Origin of the sequence: Litoreibacter sp. (genome assembly GCF_039974535.1) — a bacterium.
In the GTDB taxonomy this organism is placed as follows: domain Bacteria; phylum Pseudomonadota; class Alphaproteobacteria; order Rhodobacterales; family Rhodobacteraceae; genus Litoreibacter.
In genome coordinates this window covers 1-16,263 of sequence record NZ_JBDWIU010000016.1, presented here as the reverse complement: position 1 = coordinate 16,263, position 16,263 = coordinate 1, and the positions used below count along the sequence as shown (strand labels likewise).

At 57.4% G+C, this 16,263-nt stretch carries 16 protein-coding genes, 1 tRNA gene and 1 riboswitch; of the genes, 9 read left to right on the top strand and 8 right to left on the bottom strand.

Features of this window, described 5'->3' with window-relative positions:
* Window positions 1-6: 6 nt before the first annotated feature.
* From ABJN86_RS16685 to ABJN86_RS16660, 6 genes are all read right to left on the bottom strand, one after another.
* Window positions 7-942, bottom strand: coding sequence for an ABC transporter substrate-binding protein (locus ABJN86_RS16685; protein WP_348362991.1), 936 nt, complete (start codon window positions 940-942; stop codon window positions 7-9).
* Between the two features lie 15 nt (window positions 943-957).
* Window positions 958-1,740, bottom strand: a complete 783-nt coding sequence (locus ABJN86_RS16680; protein ID WP_348362990.1) for an ABC transporter ATP-binding protein — start codon at window positions 1,738-1,740, stop codon at window positions 958-960.
* 450 nt (window positions 1,741-2,190) lie between these two features.
* Window positions 2,191-2,410, bottom strand: a riboswitch (cobalamin riboswitch).
* A gap of 41 nt (window positions 2,411-2,451) precedes the next feature.
* Window positions 2,452-3,225 carry an ABC transporter ATP-binding protein gene (locus tag ABJN86_RS16675; protein ID WP_348362988.1) on the bottom strand — a complete coding sequence of 258 codons (774 nt, stop codon included), beginning with the start codon at window positions 3,223-3,225 and terminating at the stop codon, window positions 2,452-2,454.
* Window positions 3,222-4,283, bottom strand: coding sequence for an iron ABC transporter permease (locus ABJN86_RS16670; protein WP_348362986.1), 1,062 nt, complete (start codon window positions 4,281-4,283; stop codon window positions 3,222-3,224). The genes ABJN86_RS16675 and ABJN86_RS16670 overlap by 4 nt, the downstream gene beginning before the upstream one ends.
* Window positions 4,284-4,345: 62 nt before the next feature.
* Window positions 4,346-5,500 (bottom strand): ABC transporter substrate-binding protein, encoded by a 1,155-nt coding sequence (locus tag ABJN86_RS16665; RefSeq protein WP_348362985.1) that lies wholly within the window; start codon window positions 5,498-5,500, stop codon window positions 4,346-4,348.
* Between the two features lie 322 nt (window positions 5,501-5,822).
* On the bottom strand, window positions 5,823-6,290 hold the full coding sequence (locus ABJN86_RS16660; protein ID WP_348362983.1) for a DUF1203 domain-containing protein: 468 nt from the start codon (window positions 6,288-6,290) through the stop codon (window positions 5,823-5,825).
* A 318-nt stretch (window positions 6,291-6,608) separates the two neighbouring features.
* Between ABJN86_RS16660 and ABJN86_RS16655 the strand changes: the two genes are divergently transcribed.
* From ABJN86_RS16655 to ABJN86_RS16625, 7 genes are all read left to right on the top strand, one after another.
* On the top strand, window positions 6,609-7,835 hold the full coding sequence (locus tag ABJN86_RS16655; RefSeq protein WP_348362981.1) for an aminotransferase class V-fold PLP-dependent enzyme: 1,227 nt from the start codon (window positions 6,609-6,611) through the stop codon (window positions 7,833-7,835).
* The gene (locus ABJN86_RS16650) at window positions 7,832-9,247 is read left to right on the top strand and encodes a deoxyribodipyrimidine photo-lyase (RefSeq protein ID WP_348362980.1); all 1,416 of its coding nucleotides are present in this window, start codon (window positions 7,832-7,834) and stop codon (window positions 9,245-9,247) included. The genes ABJN86_RS16655 and ABJN86_RS16650 overlap by 4 nt, the downstream gene beginning before the upstream one ends.
* A 116-nt stretch (window positions 9,248-9,363) precedes the next feature.
* Entirely contained in the window at window positions 9,364-9,822 is a 459-nt protein-coding gene (locus ABJN86_RS16645; protein WP_348362978.1) for a TrgA family protein, read from the top strand.
* Window positions 9,823-9,827: 5 nt separating this feature from the next.
* Window positions 9,828-10,964, top strand: a complete 1,137-nt coding sequence (locus tag ABJN86_RS16640) for an NUDIX domain-containing protein (protein WP_348362977.1) — start codon at window positions 9,828-9,830, stop codon at window positions 10,962-10,964.
* Window positions 10,965-11,019: 55 nt separating this feature from the next.
* Window positions 11,020-12,048, top strand: coding sequence for a cysteine synthase A (locus ABJN86_RS16635; protein WP_348362976.1), 1,029 nt, complete (start codon window positions 11,020-11,022; stop codon window positions 12,046-12,048).
* A 9-nt stretch (window positions 12,049-12,057) separates the two neighbouring features.
* The gene (locus ABJN86_RS16630) at window positions 12,058-14,499 is read left to right on the top strand and encodes a DUF3772 domain-containing protein (RefSeq protein WP_348362975.1); all 2,442 of its coding nucleotides are present in this window, start codon (window positions 12,058-12,060) and stop codon (window positions 14,497-14,499) included.
* Window positions 14,500-14,615: 116 nt separating this feature from the next.
* A tRNA-Ser gene (locus ABJN86_RS16625) sits at window positions 14,616-14,705 on the top strand.
* Window positions 14,706-14,795: 90 nt separating this feature from the next.
* On the opposite strand, the gene ABJN86_RS16620 is transcribed toward ABJN86_RS16625, so the two are convergent.
* Entirely contained in the window at window positions 14,796-14,930 is a 135-nt protein-coding gene (locus ABJN86_RS16620; protein ID WP_348362973.1) for a hypothetical protein, read from the bottom strand.
* Window positions 14,931-14,946: 16 nt separating this feature from the next.
* Window positions 14,947-15,249 (bottom strand): hypothetical protein, encoded by a 303-nt coding sequence (locus ABJN86_RS16615; RefSeq protein WP_348362972.1) that lies wholly within the window; start codon window positions 15,247-15,249, stop codon window positions 14,947-14,949.
* On the opposite strand from ABJN86_RS16615, the gene ABJN86_RS16610 reads away from it, so the two are divergent.
* Window positions 15,221-15,874, top strand: coding sequence for a transposase (locus ABJN86_RS16610; protein WP_348363754.1), 654 nt, complete (start codon window positions 15,221-15,223; stop codon window positions 15,872-15,874). The two genes, ABJN86_RS16615 and ABJN86_RS16610, sit on opposite strands and share 29 nt — an antisense overlap.
* A 76-nt stretch (window positions 15,875-15,950) precedes the next feature.
* On the top strand, window positions 15,951-16,263 hold a 313-nt coding region (locus ABJN86_RS16605; protein ID WP_348362970.1), incomplete at its 3' end, for a hypothetical protein.

The window sequence follows — 16,263 nt, the reverse complement described above, 5'->3', positions numbered from 1 at the left end:
GATGCGTTACTTATCACGAAACGCGGCGGCGAGGGTTTTGACGGCTTTGATGTTGCGCGGCCCAGGGGTTGCCTCGACATATTCCAGCACAACGAAGCGGTCATTGCGCACCGCGTCAATGTCGGCGAAGGCGGGGTTGGACATCATGAACGCGCGCTTTTGGTCGGCGGTGACATCGCCGTAGTTCACGATGACGATCACCTCGGGGTTGCGCTCGACGACGGCTTCCCAGCCGACGGTGGCCCAGCTTTTCTCAAAATCGTTCATGATGTTGACGCCGCCTGCGGCTTCGATCAAAGCGTTCGGCATGGCGTAGCGACCCGCTGTGAAGGGCACGTCCTCGCCGCTGTCGTAGACAAATACACGCGGGGCCGCGTCCAAGGCCGGCAGGGTCTCCACAAAGCCCGCAAGCTCGGTTTTATACCCGTCAATCAGGCTGTCTGCGCGCTCTGAGACTTCAAATATAGCGCCCAAGTTGCGAAGGTCGTTGTACATATCGTCCATCGAGGCCGCGCTTTTCTCGCCGACGTGAATGCAGCTTTCGGTGAGCTCATATGTCTTGATGCCGAAGGGCTCCAACGTCCGTGGCGTCACTTCGCCGCCGACCTTCATGCCGTAGTTCCAGCCAGCAAAGTAGAAGTCGGCGTCGGCACCGATCAGCACTTCCTTGGAGGGGTATTTGGACGCCAGCTCTGGCAATTCCTTGACGCCATTGGTCATGGTTTCGTCCAGCGTTTTCCAGCCAGAGATGCCGGTGTAGCCGACCATGTTATCTGCAAGGCCCAGAACCAGCATCATTTCGGTCAGGTTGACGTCGTTGGAGATGGCGGCCTTTGGCGGCGCGTCAAAAGTGACCTTGCGGTCGCAGCTTTGCACCGTGACTTGTGCAAATGCAGTGGTTGCCAGAAAAATGGCGCTTAGGGACGTAATGGTAAGTTTCACTGTAGAGAAGCCTTATTAATTAGGGAGGGAGAAAGAGAAATGCGACGCGCCGCTTGGCGCGAGTTGTTCGCGGCGCGCATCGACGTGAAAGGTGTCCGACACGAGGCTGTCGGTTAGCAGCGTTTGGGGCGGGCCGAAGCCTTGCGGATGGCCGTCTTTGAGGATCAACACATCGTCGCACACCCGCGCCGCGAGGTTGAGGTCATGCAGCGACACCACAATTGTCAGGCCCAAGTTTTGCACCAGCGACACCACCTCAAGCTGGTGGCGCACATCTAGGTGGTTTGTCGGCTCGTCTAAGACAAGGACCTGCGGTTCTTGCGCCAAGGCGCGGGCCACCATGACGCGTTGCCGCTCGCCGCCCGATAGGGTGCCAAAGTCGCGGTCCGCAAGTGGGTGAAGGTTTAAGAAGCCCAAGACGTGTTCTACGACCTGCTCGTCGCGCGCCCCCGATGTGGCGTAATGGGATCTATGCGGGGTGCGGCCTAATCGGACAATCTCGCGAACGGTCAGGCCGAAGGCTGACGCTTGCTCTTGCAAGACTGCGGCAATGCACAGCGCCGCATCGCGCGCGGGCATGTCCCAGATGTCTTGGCCCCCGACGCGCACATATCCGGTTTGGGGTTTTTGGAACCGGTACAGGAGGCGGAGTAGGGTCGATTTACCTGCGCCATTGGGGCCAACGACCCCAAGGACTTTCCCCGCACCGACAGTGAAGGTGGTGGGGTGAAGAACGGGCAGGGAGGCTTTGGTCGGTGACCAGCTGACCCCATTTACCTCAAGCTCAGCGAGTTTCATGACAAGAGGTCCCAATGCGCTTCTGGGTTGGTAATGCAAAATTAGGTCCTCGATTTGAAACTTCAATTTGTGTTACGTTATAACATATCAAGTTATTTATTCTGACCTGATCCGTTTGGCAAGGCGCGTTATTGCTTTGGAGAGATGCAGGGCGATATTGATTGAATTTCCGCCTAGTCGCGCACATCTGTCTGGGGCCGCGCCGCAGTGAGCAGTCGGGATCGATCCGATTGTGAAGTCGCGATCTGGCATTCGCGTTAGGCTCAGCCCAACAGCTACACCTCAAATTTTATACGATTTACTCTGAACTTATAGAGTGTGTGCATATCGCCCTCCGCGATCACGCGGGACGCGGGGTAGATATGTTTTGATCCACGGGGATATCCGTATCGCCATCACAATCACCTAGCCAGACGCCCCGTCTGGATTGAGTTACATTGACGGCCCCAAATACATGGCACCGTTGATGGCAGGTCTCCTGACTTGCGGATCAGCGTTTCCCCGAAGCCTTCCCAAGCCTTAAAGGCTCAGTGGCATTCATCGGGGCACTCACCGCTTACAGTTGCGGGGGCAGTAACGGATTTGGCGCATATATGCTCCTCCTCACCGTATTCCCTTTTCATCCCAGACGCATTTTCGGCGCCTCGGAACCATCTGGGAGTTTTGTGGAAGACTTGCCTGAGACAGTCAAGTTCAAACACAGGCGGGGCGCTATGCCGACAGGCGGGCGTCTACATAGAGCTCGCCACGCTTGGTGTGCTCAAGATCGGTTTCCACACGGTAGGTTTTGCCAATCTCAGACAGGGATAGGATATGCGCGGGTGGGCCGTCGGCTAGGATGACGCCATCGCGCAGCAGCACCAAACGGTCGCAAAATTTTGCCGCAAGGTTCAGGTCGTGCAGGGCGGCCATGACCACGGGCTTTTTACGGTCCATCTCGTTGCGGATGGAGGTCAGGATCGACAGCTGGTGGTGCAGGTCCAGCGCGCTGGTTGGCTCATCGAGCAAGATCACCTCTGGCGCGCGAACAATCGTTTGCGCGACGGCCACCATTTGCGCCTGACCCCCACTCAGATCAGACACGCCGCGGCCTGCCAGATGGGACAAGTTCAGCGCGCTTAAGGTGTCGGACACGCGGTCAAGATTGTCGACCTCCACCCGCCAGCCCGTGGTTTGCTTGAGCGCCAGCAGCACGCTTTCAAAGACCGTTAGCAAGGCGTTGCAGCCAAAGGCTTGCGGCATGTAGGCGACGCGCCGCGCACGGTCCTTGCGCTGCAAGTGGGTGATGTCATCGGCACCAAGGGTGATCTGCCCAGCCGTTGGGGCCACCAGCCCCGCCAAGGTCTTGAACAAGGTGGACTTGCCCGAGGCATTCGGCCCGATCAGCCCAACAAAGGAGCCGCTCTCGATGTCGGGGACCGAGACGTCATGCAAGATTTCGGTCCGCCCGTATCCGGCTTTGAGGTTGGAGATGGACAGGGTCATGAAAGCTTCTCCCGACGGGTGCTAAGAATGATAGATATGAACACCGGCACCCCGATCAGCGAGGTGATGATGCCAATTGGGTAGATGACACCGGGGGTGATCGACTTGGATATCAGCGAGGTGAGCGACATCACCAATGCGCCCACAATTGCGGAGAGGGGGACGAAGTAGCGTTGGTCCTCGCCCACCAGCAGGCGCGCGATATGCGGACCGACTAGGCCCACAAAGCCCACGGTGCCAACGAATGACACGGCCGTTGCCGCCAGCAAGGAGACGCAGATCAGCATCTCAACGCGCAACCGGCCTACGTCTACGCCCATGCTCTCGGCGGTGGCCTCGCCCATGCGCAGGGCGGTCATGGGCCACGTGCGCAGCAGGCTGAAGGGAATGGCGAAGGCCAAAAGCAGCGCGCCGAGCGAGATTTTTTCCCAGCTTGCGCGGCTCAGGGACCCCATCATCCAAAAGACGATCCGCGCGATTTGGTCCTCGGACGCCATGTATTGCATCAAGGCCAGCAGGGCGGAGAAGGTGAAGAAGATTGCGATGCCAAATAGGATCATGGTCTCGCTGCCAACCCCTTTGAGGCGGGTTGCAAACAAGATGAACCCGCAGGTCAGCAGCGCGAAGACGAAGGCGTTGATGGTGACCAGCAACGGCCCCACACCGGGCACCACGCTAAAGCCCAAAACAATCGCCAAGGACGCGCCGAAGCTGGCGGCGGCGGAGACGCCAAGGGTGAAAGGCTCGGCCAGCGGGTTGTTCAAAATCGTCTGCATCTGCGCACCGGCGACGGCCAGCAAGGCGCCGACCAGCACGGCGGTAATGGCAACGGGAAGGCGGTAATCCCAAACGATCACCTTCAGGCGCACGCCATGAGACAGGGGATCGGTGAAGACCTCAAGCACGGTTGAGAGGCTGTATTTGCCCGGGCCTGTCGCCACGTCGAGGCAGAAGCTCACAAGAAGCAGCCCAGCAACGATTGCGATCATGGCGTAGCGGCGGGCGGTTTGCGCGCCATATGCTTGCCGCATGTCTGCGGCGTTAATGTCTGTTGTCACGAAGAGGCCCTCCAAAGGCGGTTACGACCCCGCGTGTCGCGGGGCCGATTTGTTCGCTCGACTTAGCTGTCGCCGCGAAGGGTGCCCCAGAATACGCCGGAGTAATCGATGGGCAAGAACGTGTCGTGCAGCTCTTTCATCGTGGCGGTCGGGTCTACGTCTACAAACAGCTCAGGGTGCAGCCATTTCGCGAAGGCCTGCATGGCGACGAAATGGTAGGGGCTGTTGTAGAACTGGTGGTAGACCGAGTGGAAACGTCCATTCTGAACGGCGGACAACTCAGGCCAGCCTTCACGTGCCGCAAGGGCTGCCAAGCGGGTTTGAACGGTGGCTTCATCGGCTTCATAGCCGAACAGCACCGCTGTTGTGGCAGGGTTCGTTTCCGACCAATTGGCGCCAGTGCCGATGATCACGTCAGGATCATCTGCAAAGATGGCCTCAAGGCTGACATTCGCGGAATACCCAGGGGTTTTCAGTGTGCCCCAGTTTTGGCCGCCCGCCAGATCAACAAGACGCCCAAGGTTGGCACCACCAAATGTGCTGCAGCACTTAGCCGGGTTGTAGCCCGCTGCACGCTCAATGAAGACGACGGGGCGGTCTTCGTCGGCAATGCCTTGCACGCGCGAATAGATGACTTTCATCTGCGCTTGGTAGAAGTCGCCAAAGGCATCAGCCTCGTCGCGGCGGTCAAACACACGGCCCAACAGCTGCAAGCTTGGAACGGTATTTTGTGTTGGGTCTTGGCGGAAGTCCACGAAGATGGTGGCGATGCCGGCTTCATCCAACTTTTTGATGATCCCGCTTTCCTGCGCTTTCAGAAGGTTGCCGAGGTTCATGATGACGACCTCGGTTCCCAGTGAGATTACCGCCTCTAGGTTCCATTCATCGGTGTAAGGGCTGCCGAAGCTGGGCAGGTCTTTGACCTCTGGATAGGCCGCCAGATAGGCGCGGTAGGCGTCTGGGTCGAAGTTGATCATGTCGTCTTTCCAGCCAATAACGCGCTGGAACGGGTTTTCCTTATCGAGCAGCGCAAGCGAGTAAATCATGCGCCCTTCGCCAATCACAACTTTGGATGGGTTCTTTTCAACTTCGACAACGCGTCCTGCGATGTCGGTCACGGTAATCGTCTCTGCGGTGGCGATCGTGGCAGACGCGAAAGATAGCGTCATAGCTGCGGTAGCGGAGCAAAGACCCCGCGTCAGTGATCTGACATTCATGGGTCTCTCCTAATTTTTGGCAGGGCTTATGCCATGCTCTGGTGGGGGTAAATTATATCCGATAGAAAGAGTCAATTATTAATTGCAGGATTTTTAGACGAAGGAGCGACTTCGCGGAGTGTGGAGTGCGGCTAATCTTTAACCCGAGACAGCGGGTTTTCTGACCTCCCATCGATATGCGGCGTCATGCAATACTGACCTACATCATGCATTTTTAACCCAGACCAAACCTTGTTCTCGACCTAGGTCAAGTTTTGGGGGCGGACAAAGCGCCATTTCGCTGCGACTGCGCGAATGGCGGCTTCATCCAACTACCCCATTATTATGCTCTGGTAACGGACGCAGCAAAGCAACCGGGTTTGGCATTGTGTAAGTGGGCATAAGACACTTGATCGTTTTCGAATGCTGTTGCGATCGCATCAGCAAGTACGTCACCTTGCAGCACATCAGCATCAATCATCATATGATCGCTATCAAACAGTCGTAGCGAGATGACGCGAAATCGCAAAACCTCTGGCACAACGCCAACAGGCAACTTGGCTTGTGGCGCTCCTTCTCGCACAAAGATTGCATGTGTCGCCTTATAAGGCGATTGTTCGGGTTGATGTGCATAATTCAACAGAATGACAGTTTCACCCACTTCGGCATCAGCCATACTTACGCGACAGGGTGTACCCGGCTTTGACTGCACAATCTGACGACAAGCGTTCTTATTGGCTAGTTCAGCGTCGGAGAGATCGAAAAGGTCTGCAAAGTCCTCAGCTGGTAGGGAGTGAATTTGAAAGCTCATGTTTCTAGTTCCTTTTTTGTTTGGAACGTAGATAGCAACATGCCAACACAGCGAGCGACCCGATACATGCTCAATAATTAAAGCGGCCATTCAGGAAAGGCGCAGCATCTGTCAAAGTGGGCTCGAAGCGGACGTCCGTTGCGCCGTTCGTGAACGTCTGGTCTTGGGTTGGTTCAGATTTTGCCCCGACGCTCGATGCAATTCGACGTCTAACACGTCACGACGTGTTTCCGAGATGACCGTTTGGTCGCGGAGGCATTGATACTTATGCAGACCACGGGCAGACTGCATCAGATTTGACTTTTCAAGGATGCTCTGATGACCACACTAGATTTGGATTTTGTGCGGGCGCAGTTCCCTGCGTTTGAGGTGCCCTCGTTGCAGGGGCAAGCCTTCTTCGAAAATGCAGGCGGCTCCTATACATGCGGCCAAGTGATCGACAGGCTAACCCGTTACTACACCGAGCGAAAAGTGCAGCCCTATGCGCCGTATGAGGCCTCGACCCTAGCGGGCGCGGAGATGGACGAGGCGCGGATGCGCTTGGCGGCGATTATGGGGATCGACACGGACGAGCTGTCATTCGGCCCGTCCACCACGCAAAACACCTATGTTTTATCTCAAGCCTTCGCGCAGTGGATGCAGCCGGGGGATGCGTTCATCGTGACCAATCAGGACCATGAGGCGAACTCTGGCCCTTGGCGCAGGTTGGCGGATCGCGGGTTCGAGATGCGCGAATGGAAGATCAACCCTGAGACGGGGCATCTGGACCCCGCGGATTTGGCGAACTTGCTTGACGATAAGGTGCGGCTGGTGGCCTTCCCGCATTGCTCCAACGTGGTGGGGGAGATCAACGACGTGGCGAGCATCTGCCAGATGGTGCATGACGCCGGTGCGGTTGCCTGTGTGGACGGGGTGTCCTACGCGCCGCATGGGATACCGGATGTGGGCAAGCTTGGGGCGGATATCTACCTATTCTCGGCCTATAAAACCTACGGCCCGCATCAGGGCATTATGGCCATCCGCCGCGACCTTGGGATGGCGCTGCCCAACCAAGGGCACCACTTCAACGGCGGCAATCTGTATCAACGTTTCACCCCTGCGGGGCCTGACCACGCGCAAGTGGCGGCAAGTGCGGGCATGGCGGATTATGTCGACGCGCTGTATGCGCATCACGGTGGCGGCGGGGCCGATGTTGCGGGCAGGGGGGCTGTGGTCCACGACTTGATGCGCGCGCATGAGGTGCGGGTGCTGCAACCTTTGTTGGACTATGTGTCGTCTAAGAACTCGGTGCGGTTGATCGGGACGTCTGAGGCCGCCAAGCGGGCACCGACCGTTGCATTATCCTTGCAATCGAGCGCCGAAGAGGTGGCGGCGCAACTGGCCCCATTGGGCGTGATGGCGGGGGGCGGCGACTTCTATGCCGGCCGCGCGTTGGAGGCGATGGGCGTCGACATGAGCAAAGGCGTGCTGCGGGTATCTTTCGTGCATTACACGGCCAAACACGAAGTCGACCAGTTGATCGACGCGCTAGATCGCGTGCTATGACCCAAACTCCAATTCTATTCTGGCTGCGACGTGATTTGCGGCTGGCCGATCATGAAGGGCTAACCGCCGCCGCAGCAACGGGGCGTCCCGTTATCCCTGTGTTCATTCATGATGAGGTGGTCGAGACCCATGGCGCGGCCCCAAAGTGGCGTCTTGGGCTGGGGGTGGAGCATTTTGCCAAAACGCTGGAGGGGATCGGGTCGCGTTTGATCTTGCGACGTGGACCTGCCCTCAAGGTATTGCGCGACTTGGTGGTTGAGACCGGGGCAGGGGCGGTTTGGTGGTCGCGGGCCTATGATCCGGCAGCAATTGAGCGGGACAAGGGCGTCAAGGCGGGCTTGCAAGGCGACGGCGTGGAGGCGCAAAGTTTCAAGGGGCATGTGCTGTTCGAGCCTTGGATCGTAGAGACGAAAACCGGCGGGTTCTATAAGGTCTTCACGCCGATGTGGAAAACCGTACGCAGCCGAGAATTGCCGCGCGATCTTGCCGCCGTAGACCACTTGCAGCCGCCCGAACGGTGGCCCGCAAGCGATGAAATTTCACAGTGGAACATGGGCGCTGATATGCGTGGAGGGGCGCAGATTGTGGCCCAACATGTCGTGGTGGGCGAGGCAGCGGCGCGCGCGCGCTTGCAGTCCTTCGTAGGTGACAACATTGCGGATTACCTGTCGGCGCGCGATCAAATGGCAACGCGCGGAACCTCGATGCTGTCGGAGAACCTGACCTACGGCGAAATCTCCCCGCGCACATGTTGGCATGCAGGCTGGCAGGCGTTGCATGAGAGCAAAGCCGGTGCGGAGGTGTTCTTGAAAGAACTGGTCTGGCGCGAGTTTGCGTATCATCTGGCCTATCACACGCCGCGCATTATCGACCAAAACTGGCGCGAGGAGTGGGATGCCTTTGGCTGGAAGACCGACGAGACATCGACGCAGGTCGCCGCGTGGACGCGGGGGCGCACGGGGGTGCAGCTGGTCGATGCCGCCATGCGCGAGATGTATGTAACGGGCTATATGCACAACCGCGGGCGTATGATTGTGGCGTCTTACCTGACCAAGCACCTGATGACGCATTGGAAGGTCGGGCAGGCATGGTTTGCGGACTGCTTGATTGATTGGGATCCGGCCTCCAACGCGATGGGCTGGCAATGGTCGGCGGGGTGCGGGCCTGATGCGACGCCGTATTTTCGGGTCTTCAACGCCGATACGCAGGCCGAGAAGTTCGACCCCGATAGACGCTACCGTGCGCGCTACTTAGCGGAGCCTTACACGGACCATGGACAACAGGCGGATGATTACTTCTCGGCCATTCCCAAAGCGTGGAACCTGTCGCCAGATGATGAGTATCCCGCGCCGGTCGTCAGCTTAGCGCAGGGGCGCCAGATTGCGCTCGATGCCTATAAGGCGCGGGGATAGTGGTGTTAAGGTCAGGGTTGAGGGAAATCGTACGCCACCTCTTGCGCCGTTGAGAATTGGCGTGGAAACTGTGCCATGACACCAACAACACCGAGAACAAACGAGTAGCTTTCGCCATGAGCACAACCTCAACGATGCCAACCGCCGCCAAACTTGTTGCTGCAGTGATCTTAGCAGTGACGGGGTATTTTGCGTCGGAATTTGTCAGGGCCTCCTTGCCTGAAGGGCAGCCTGCGGGCTGGTTGCTGCCGATTTGTACGCTAGTTCCAATGGTTATTGGGTGGCGCATCATGGGGAAATTGGTTGGGAATAACTACGGCGTAAGCATGAACTCCGGCTTCTATGCTGTTGTTGTTTGTACAATTTCTGTGACTTTCATCTTTGCGGCGGCCTTGATGATAAAGAAGTCTCGTCGTCTTCAATATGACGGCCCGATGGAGGCCTTGGTCGATGTGTTCGCACTGATGTTGGAATACGGCCTGTTGCTGTTGAACCCGTTGGTGTTGGTCACTTTGGTCGGAGGCGGGTTTATCGCGGGGATCGTGTCCGAGTGGGCCCACAGGAAGTTTGAGTAACACCTGTGACCACGCGAGACATGCCCGCAGATGTCGTCCTATTCGGCACACTGACTGATCCTGAATTGCTGGAAATCGTGCTGGGCGATGTGGCCATTTCGCAACCCGTTGTGCTGGAAAACCACCAAGTCTTTACTGCCGCCGGAGAAAGTTTCCCCTTGTTGCTGCCCCGTGACGGCGTGCAGGCCCATGGGCTGCTGCTGGAACAATTGTCCCACGAGCAGGTCGCGCGACTGGACTATTACGAGGCCCCTTACGGCTACGCCTTGGAGCCTGTGGTTCTGGCGGGCGGGCGAGAGGCGCAGGTCTACAGGCCGTCAGATAACCAGTTTGAGGCAGCTGCGCCGTGGGAGCTGTCGGTTTGGCAAGACCAGATCGGCGCTATGACCCGCGAGGCGGCGCATGAGATCATGGGCCTCTTTGGCCGCATCACCATGGATGATCTGTTGCGCCGTTTGGGGCCGATCAGGGCGCGGGCCCAAGCTCGGGTGAATGCTAAGACGGACAACATCCCCGTGGCCTTACGTCAAAGTGAGGGGCGAGATGCAGTAAGCCTGACTTCAATACGCCGACCGTATTCGCAGTTTTTTGCAGTGGATGAATTGGATTTGAGCCACCCACGCTTTGACGGCGGGACCAATCAAGTTGAGCGGGCGGTTTTCATAGCTGTCGATGCCTCCGTGATCCTGCCTTATGATCCGGTCCGCGACACCGTTATGCTAATCGAGCAATTTCGGCCCGCCCCATATGTTCGCGGGGATATGAACCCTTGGATGCTGGAAGCTGTGGCTGGGCGCATTGATGGGGGCGAAACCCCTGAAGAATCCGCACACCGTGAAACCCAAGAGGAAGTCGGATTGTCGCTTAAGGAGCTGTTATCAGTTGCTAATTACTACCCGTCACCGGGGGCCTTTAGTGAATACCTGTATTGCTTCTTAGGGCTTGCTGATATTCCTGACAGTGCTGCAGGCCACGGTGGTTTGGCGTCGGAGGGGGAGGATATCCGCTCGTTGGTGATCCCGTTTGAGACGCTTATGGGCGCGGTGCGCAGCGGCGAGGTTCAAAATGGCCCACTGTTGATTTGCGCCCTGTATCTGGAACGTGAGCGAGATCGGCTGCGCAAGGCTGCAACGGACGCTTGAGTTCGGCTCGCGTGGTGCCTATCAAAGGCCAAGCGCTGAACAGGAGTTGTCACGGATGACCATCAACAAAAATCTAGCAGATATGGTGGGCAACACCCCATTGATCCGTCTGAATGCGGCCAGTGAGGCAACGGGCTGTGAAATTTTGGGCAAAGCCGAGTTCATGAACCCCGGCCAATCGGTCAAGGACCGACCAGCGTTGTACATTATTCGCGAGGCAATTGCCTCTGGCGCGTTGAAACCGGGTGGCACGATTGTTGAAGGCACGGCGGGTAACACGGGCATTGGCTTGGCGCTGGTTGGGGCCTCTATGGGGTTCAAAACCGTTATCGTCATCCCCGAGACGCAAAGCGAAGAAAAGAAAGACATGTTGCGCCTTGCGGGCGCGGAGCTGGTCCAAGTGCCCGCCGCCCCATACCGCAACCCCAACAACTTTGTGCGTTATTCGGAACGTCTGGCCAATGAGCTGAACAAGACCGAGCCAAATGGCGCGATCTGGGCCAACCAGTTCGACAATGTGGCGAACCGTCAGGCGCATATTGAAACCACTGGCCCTGAGATTTGGGCGCAAACCGACGGCAAGGTCGATGGCTTTATCTGCGCGGTTGGCTCTGGCGGCACATTGGCGGGCACGGCGATGGCGTTGCAGCCCAAGGGCGTCAAAATCGGCATCGCCGACCCGATGGGTGCTGCGCTGTATGATTGGTACACCAAGGGGGAGCTGACTATGGACGGCGGCTCCATCGCGGAGGGCATCGGGCAGGTGCGCATCACCAAAAACTTGGACGGGTTCACCCCTGATTACACCTACCAAATCTCCGATGAAGAAGCGCTTCCGGTGGTGTTTGACCTGCTGGCGGATGAGGGGCTGTGCCTTGGCGCGTCCTCGGGCATCAACGTCGCGGGTGCGCTGCGCATGGCCAAAGATATGGGGCCGGGCCATACCATTGTGACGGTGCTATGTGACTACGGCACGCGGTATCAGTCGAAGCTATGGAACCCAGAGTTCTTGAAGGAAAAGGGCCTGCCATTTCCTGAGTGGCTGGCGAAAGACGCCCAACCCATGCCTGACGTCTTTGAATAGGAACTAGACATGAATATTTTGCGCGCGTTTCTCATTGCGCTGACAGTGTGTGTGGCCACGGTGTCGGGGCAGGGTGTGGCGTTGGCTCAGGCCATCGCAACCGAGACAGGGGCGCCCGATTACGAGGCTTGGGACCGCGACGCCGTTCGCGCCGACGAGGTGCTGGTGGCCAACCGCGCCTCGGTCGAAGGGCTGCAAGCGCTGCGCGAGCAATTGTCGTCTTGGCGCGAACTGTTCACCCGCAGGCAAGGGGCCAACAGTGAGCAGATTGAGACCTTAGAGGATCAAATCGACGCGCTTGGCCCCGTCCCAGAAGAGGGCGAAGAAGCGGAGGAAATAGCCTCCAGACGTGCCGAGTTGAACATCGAGCTGGACGCTCAAACCGCGCCTGTGCGCAGGGCCGAGGAGGCTTATGCACGTGCGGACGGGCTGATTTCGCGGCTCGATAGTATCGTGCGTGACCGCCAGACCACCCAAATTCTGGAACTAAACCCCACACCGGTGAACCCCGCTTTGTGGCCAGAGACTGTGATCTCCTTGGCAAGTATCTGGGAAGGCGTCGTCTCGGAAGTGAAGGCAAACTTCAAATCCCCCCTGCGCGCTGAGACGCTGAAAGGGAGCTTGCCGCTGATTGCCGTTCTGGTTCTGATCGGTCTGGCCTTGGTCGTGCGAGGAGGCCTGTGGGTTGAACGTGGGACATCGGCATTGCGCGGTAGTCGCCACGCCAGCCGCGCCCGTGTGCGGGTTGGGGTGTTCATCACCTCGCTGGTGGCACTGGTGCTGCCGATTGTTGGTATGTTGATGCTTCGCGAGGCCATTGAGCAAAGCGAATTGACGGGTAGCGTAGGCACATTGGTGTTGGATGTTAGCGTCATTGGGGCCACGATCTGCTACATCGCTCGATGGCTTGGTCGCCAGATTGCACCACCTGCCTACCCACCGCATCCATTGCTGGTTCTGACGCAAGGACAGGCGCTGCAATTGCGTTTGATGATTAACATCTCTGGCCTGTTGATTGGTTTTGAAGTCGCGATCTCCGGCCTGTTGGGGATGGGGCTGTTGTCCGAGACTGCAGCCTCCGTTCTGGGCCTTCCTGTCATTGTGATTGCAGGTCTGTTCTTGTTCCGTATCGCGCAATTGCTGGTGGTGTCAGCAAAGGCGCAGCAAGCTTTGGCTACTGAAGAAGCCGAGGGCGCGGATGGGGCCATGTCAGCAGCCGATGCTTCGGCTGGGGTGGTGGTGCGCTACTTGGGCCGTGCTGCTCGACTCGTGGCGGTTGTGGGCCCCGTTTTGGCGGTGATCGGTTATACGTTTGCAGGCAACGCGCTGGTCTTTTCCAGCTATCTGACGCTGGCGTTGCTGGCTGGTGTCGCGATATTGCAAAGGCTGGTGCGTGACATCTATGCGATGATCCGCGGGGAAGATGCGGGCAGCAAAGGGTTGATCCCAGTGCTTGTGGGCTTCGCCTTGGCAATCTGCTCGTTGCCGATCTTGGCGCTGATTTGGGGCGCGCAGGTCACCGACCTTAGCGAGGCGTGGGCCGTCATTTCCGCTGGGGTTCCTTTGGGTGAAAGCCGTATCTCGCCGGTGGATTTTCTAAAGTTCGCAGTGGTCTTCGCGCTTGGCTATGGGCTGACGCGCCTGTTGCAAAGCAGCTTGAAGACGCAAATCTTGCCACGCACCAAGCTTGATACAGGCGGGCGGAACGCCATTGTGTCGGGCGCGGGCTATGTGGGGATTTTCTTGGCTGCTGTCATCGCGATCACCAGTGCGGGCATTGATCTGTCGTCGCTGGCGATTGTGGCAGGGGCCTTGTCGGTTGGTATCGGCTTTGGCTTGCAGACTATCGTTTCGAACTTTGTGTCGGGCATCATCTTGTTGATCGAGCGCCCGATCTCCGAAGGTGACTGGATCGAAGTTGGCGACACAATGGGGGTCGTGCGCGATATCTCGGTGCGGGCCACGCGGGTCGAGACCTTTGATCGCCGTGATGTGATTGTGCCCAATGCGGACCTGATCTCCACCTCGGTGACCAACTGGACCAAAGGCAATCTGACGGGGCGTATCATTCTGCCGGTTGGGGTGGCCTACGGTAGCGATACCAAAAAGGTTGAAGCCGTCTTGCGCGAAATTGCCGAGGCCGAGCCGCTGGTCATCCTTAGCCCGCCGCCATCCGTATTGTTTCGCGGATTTGGGGCGGATTCGATGGATTTTGAGATCAGGGCCGTGTTGCGTGACATCAATTATTCGCTGTCGGTGACCTCGAACATGAACCATGAGATTGCACGGCGGTTCGCGGAGGAGGGGCTGGAGATACCCTTCGCGCAACGCGACGTATGGCTGCGCAACCCCGAGGCTTTGTCTCCCCCTCAGGCGGCTCCTGCGGCCCCGACCAAAGCCCCTCAAAAGGCTGGTCCAAACAAGCCGTCAAAGAAAGGCAGCACTACCTAAACGACGCGTGCAGGCACCCCAAAGTGGTGCCTGTTTGTTGCTTGGGTAATCTCTTGCAGAAAAGCGCGATTTGCCTCTTGCGCATACCCTATAGTTTTGGCTACACCCAGCGCCACGGACAGGTGGCCGAGTGGTCGAAGGCGCACGCCTGGAAAGTGTGTAGGCGGGAGACCGTCTCCAGGGTTCGAATCCCTGTCTGTCCGCCACTAACCCTTTAATAACAATGGGTTGGGGTGCAATATTTTCTCTTATGCGCCATCCTATGCGTCCAAGAAAAAGCGGTGCTTTGAGGCCCTTTAAGGGTGTTTGACGCTATCCATCTTCTCGAACTTTTCTAGGTGTTCCAATGCTTCGGAGGCTAGGCGGTGGATGATTTCGTGTAACGTGTCGTGTGCTTTATCCAAGTTGGGGATTTTCAAATCGCTTTCCATCGCAGCGGCTCCGATCTTATTTAGGTTGCTGATTTGGTGAAGGAGACCTTCCACCTTTTGAAAGCGCGTACGCGTCAATCAACATTTCTATGGCGTCATGATCTGCCTGCATCTCCAGACAAGGTTCGACCTTGGGCAGATCATCCGCATCGATCTGCGCCAATGCTGGCGAGGGTTGTGATTTCGCTCTTGATACGACACCAAACGAAGACGGCGCATGCGCCTCGGTCAGACAAAGCCGCCCTGCAAACTCGAAATGTCCCATTTCAAAATGATGCAGCTCATGCAGCATTAACCAGACGAGGCCCAGATGTGTCATCTCCTCTGCACTCGCGTCGATTAGGCGGCGACTGAACCAGTATAAGATCGAAATTGATCCGCACACGCTGGGGGCAAACGGCGGGATCTTTAGGAGCGTTAAGGAGGTCCATGATCGCGATGGTTCGCCCATTGCCGGTGAAGGACTGAAGCGCATTGCGAAATTCTACAAGATTGAGGAAGCGATCAGAGGGCAATCGGCTGAACAGCGCAAGGCCGCACGCCAAGAACAAACCAAACCATTGATGGATGACTTTGAGATTTGGCTCAAAACACAGAGATCCCGGAGCTCCGCAAAAGCCGGCCTTGGCGAGAAGCTCTCCTATATCGCCAAATACATGGGCGGCCTGAAGTTGTTTCTTGATGACGGTTCCGTCGAGATGGACAGCAACATTGTCGAGCGCGCCATTCGTCCCATTGCTCTGAACCGCAAAAACGCCCTGTTCGCGGGCCATGACGAAGGTGGCAGAACATGGGCGCGCATCGCCTCCCTCATCGAGACCTGCAAGCTCAACGACGTTGAGCCATACGCCTACCTAAAGGCAACTTTGGAGGCCATCGCAGCAGGACATCCAAGCGCACGTACCGATGAGCTCATGCCGTGGAGCTTTGACAAGAAGGACTGACACCGCTTACAATTGAATTGATCGGGCGAACTTTGTTAAACCCTTTTTAGGTTTAGGAAACATAAAGGCCACTGTTTTGAAAACCCCAACCACCGCAAAAATCACTCGAAACTCAATTAGCTTTCGGCTGGTTTCAAGTCGCACTGATTCTCCTGCACTGGTGGCGCTCGCAGAAGAGGCGCATAATGAAAGCCGGTTTCGCTATATTCAATTTAGCGCAAAAAAGGTTGAGAAGATCGCTTTAGCTGCTCTTAAACATTACTACGCAGCTGGGACAGGTGCAAAGCCTTCCCAAAGCCGGCATCGTTTAGATCTTGCGCGAGGGCACCACTCAGGAAAAAACACTGGGTGGCAGGAACATCATACCAAAGATCAATGGGGGCGGCGGG

Coding starts and splice junctions, on each gene's coding strand:
- ABJN86_RS16680 (WP_348362990.1), bottom strand. CDS start 1,740: ATGAAACTCGCTGAGCTTGAGGTAAATGGGGTCAGCTGGTCACCGACC.
- ABJN86_RS16675 (WP_348362988.1), bottom strand. CDS start 3,225: ATGACCCTGTCCATCTCCAACCTCAAAGCCGGATACGGGCGGACCGAA.
- ABJN86_RS16665 (WP_348362985.1), bottom strand. CDS start 5,500: ATGAATGTCAGATCACTGACGCGGGGTCTTTGCTCCGCTACCGCAGCT.
- ABJN86_RS16660 (WP_348362983.1), bottom strand. CDS start 6,290: ATGAGCTTTCAAATTCACTCCCTACCAGCTGAGGACTTTGCAGACCTT.
- ABJN86_RS16655 (WP_348362981.1), top strand. CDS start 6,609: ATGACCACACTAGATTTGGATTTTGTGCGGGCGCAGTTCCCTGCGTTT.
- ABJN86_RS16650 (WP_348362980.1), top strand. CDS start 7,832: ATGACCCAAACTCCAATTCTATTCTGGCTGCGACGTGATTTGCGGCTG.
- ABJN86_RS16645 (WP_348362978.1), top strand. CDS start 9,364: ATGAGCACAACCTCAACGATGCCAACCGCCGCCAAACTTGTTGCTGCA.
- ABJN86_RS16635 (WP_348362976.1), top strand. CDS start 11,020: ATGACCATCAACAAAAATCTAGCAGATATGGTGGGCAACACCCCATTG.
- ABJN86_RS16630 (WP_348362975.1), top strand. CDS start 12,058: ATGAATATTTTGCGCGCGTTTCTCATTGCGCTGACAGTGTGTGTGGCC.
- ABJN86_RS16620 (WP_348362973.1), bottom strand. CDS start 14,930: ATGGAAAGCGATTTGAAAATCCCCAACTTGGATAAAGCACACGACACG.
- ABJN86_RS16615 (WP_348362972.1), bottom strand. CDS start 15,249: ATGACACATCTGGGCCTCGTCTGGTTAATGCTGCATGAGCTGCATCAT.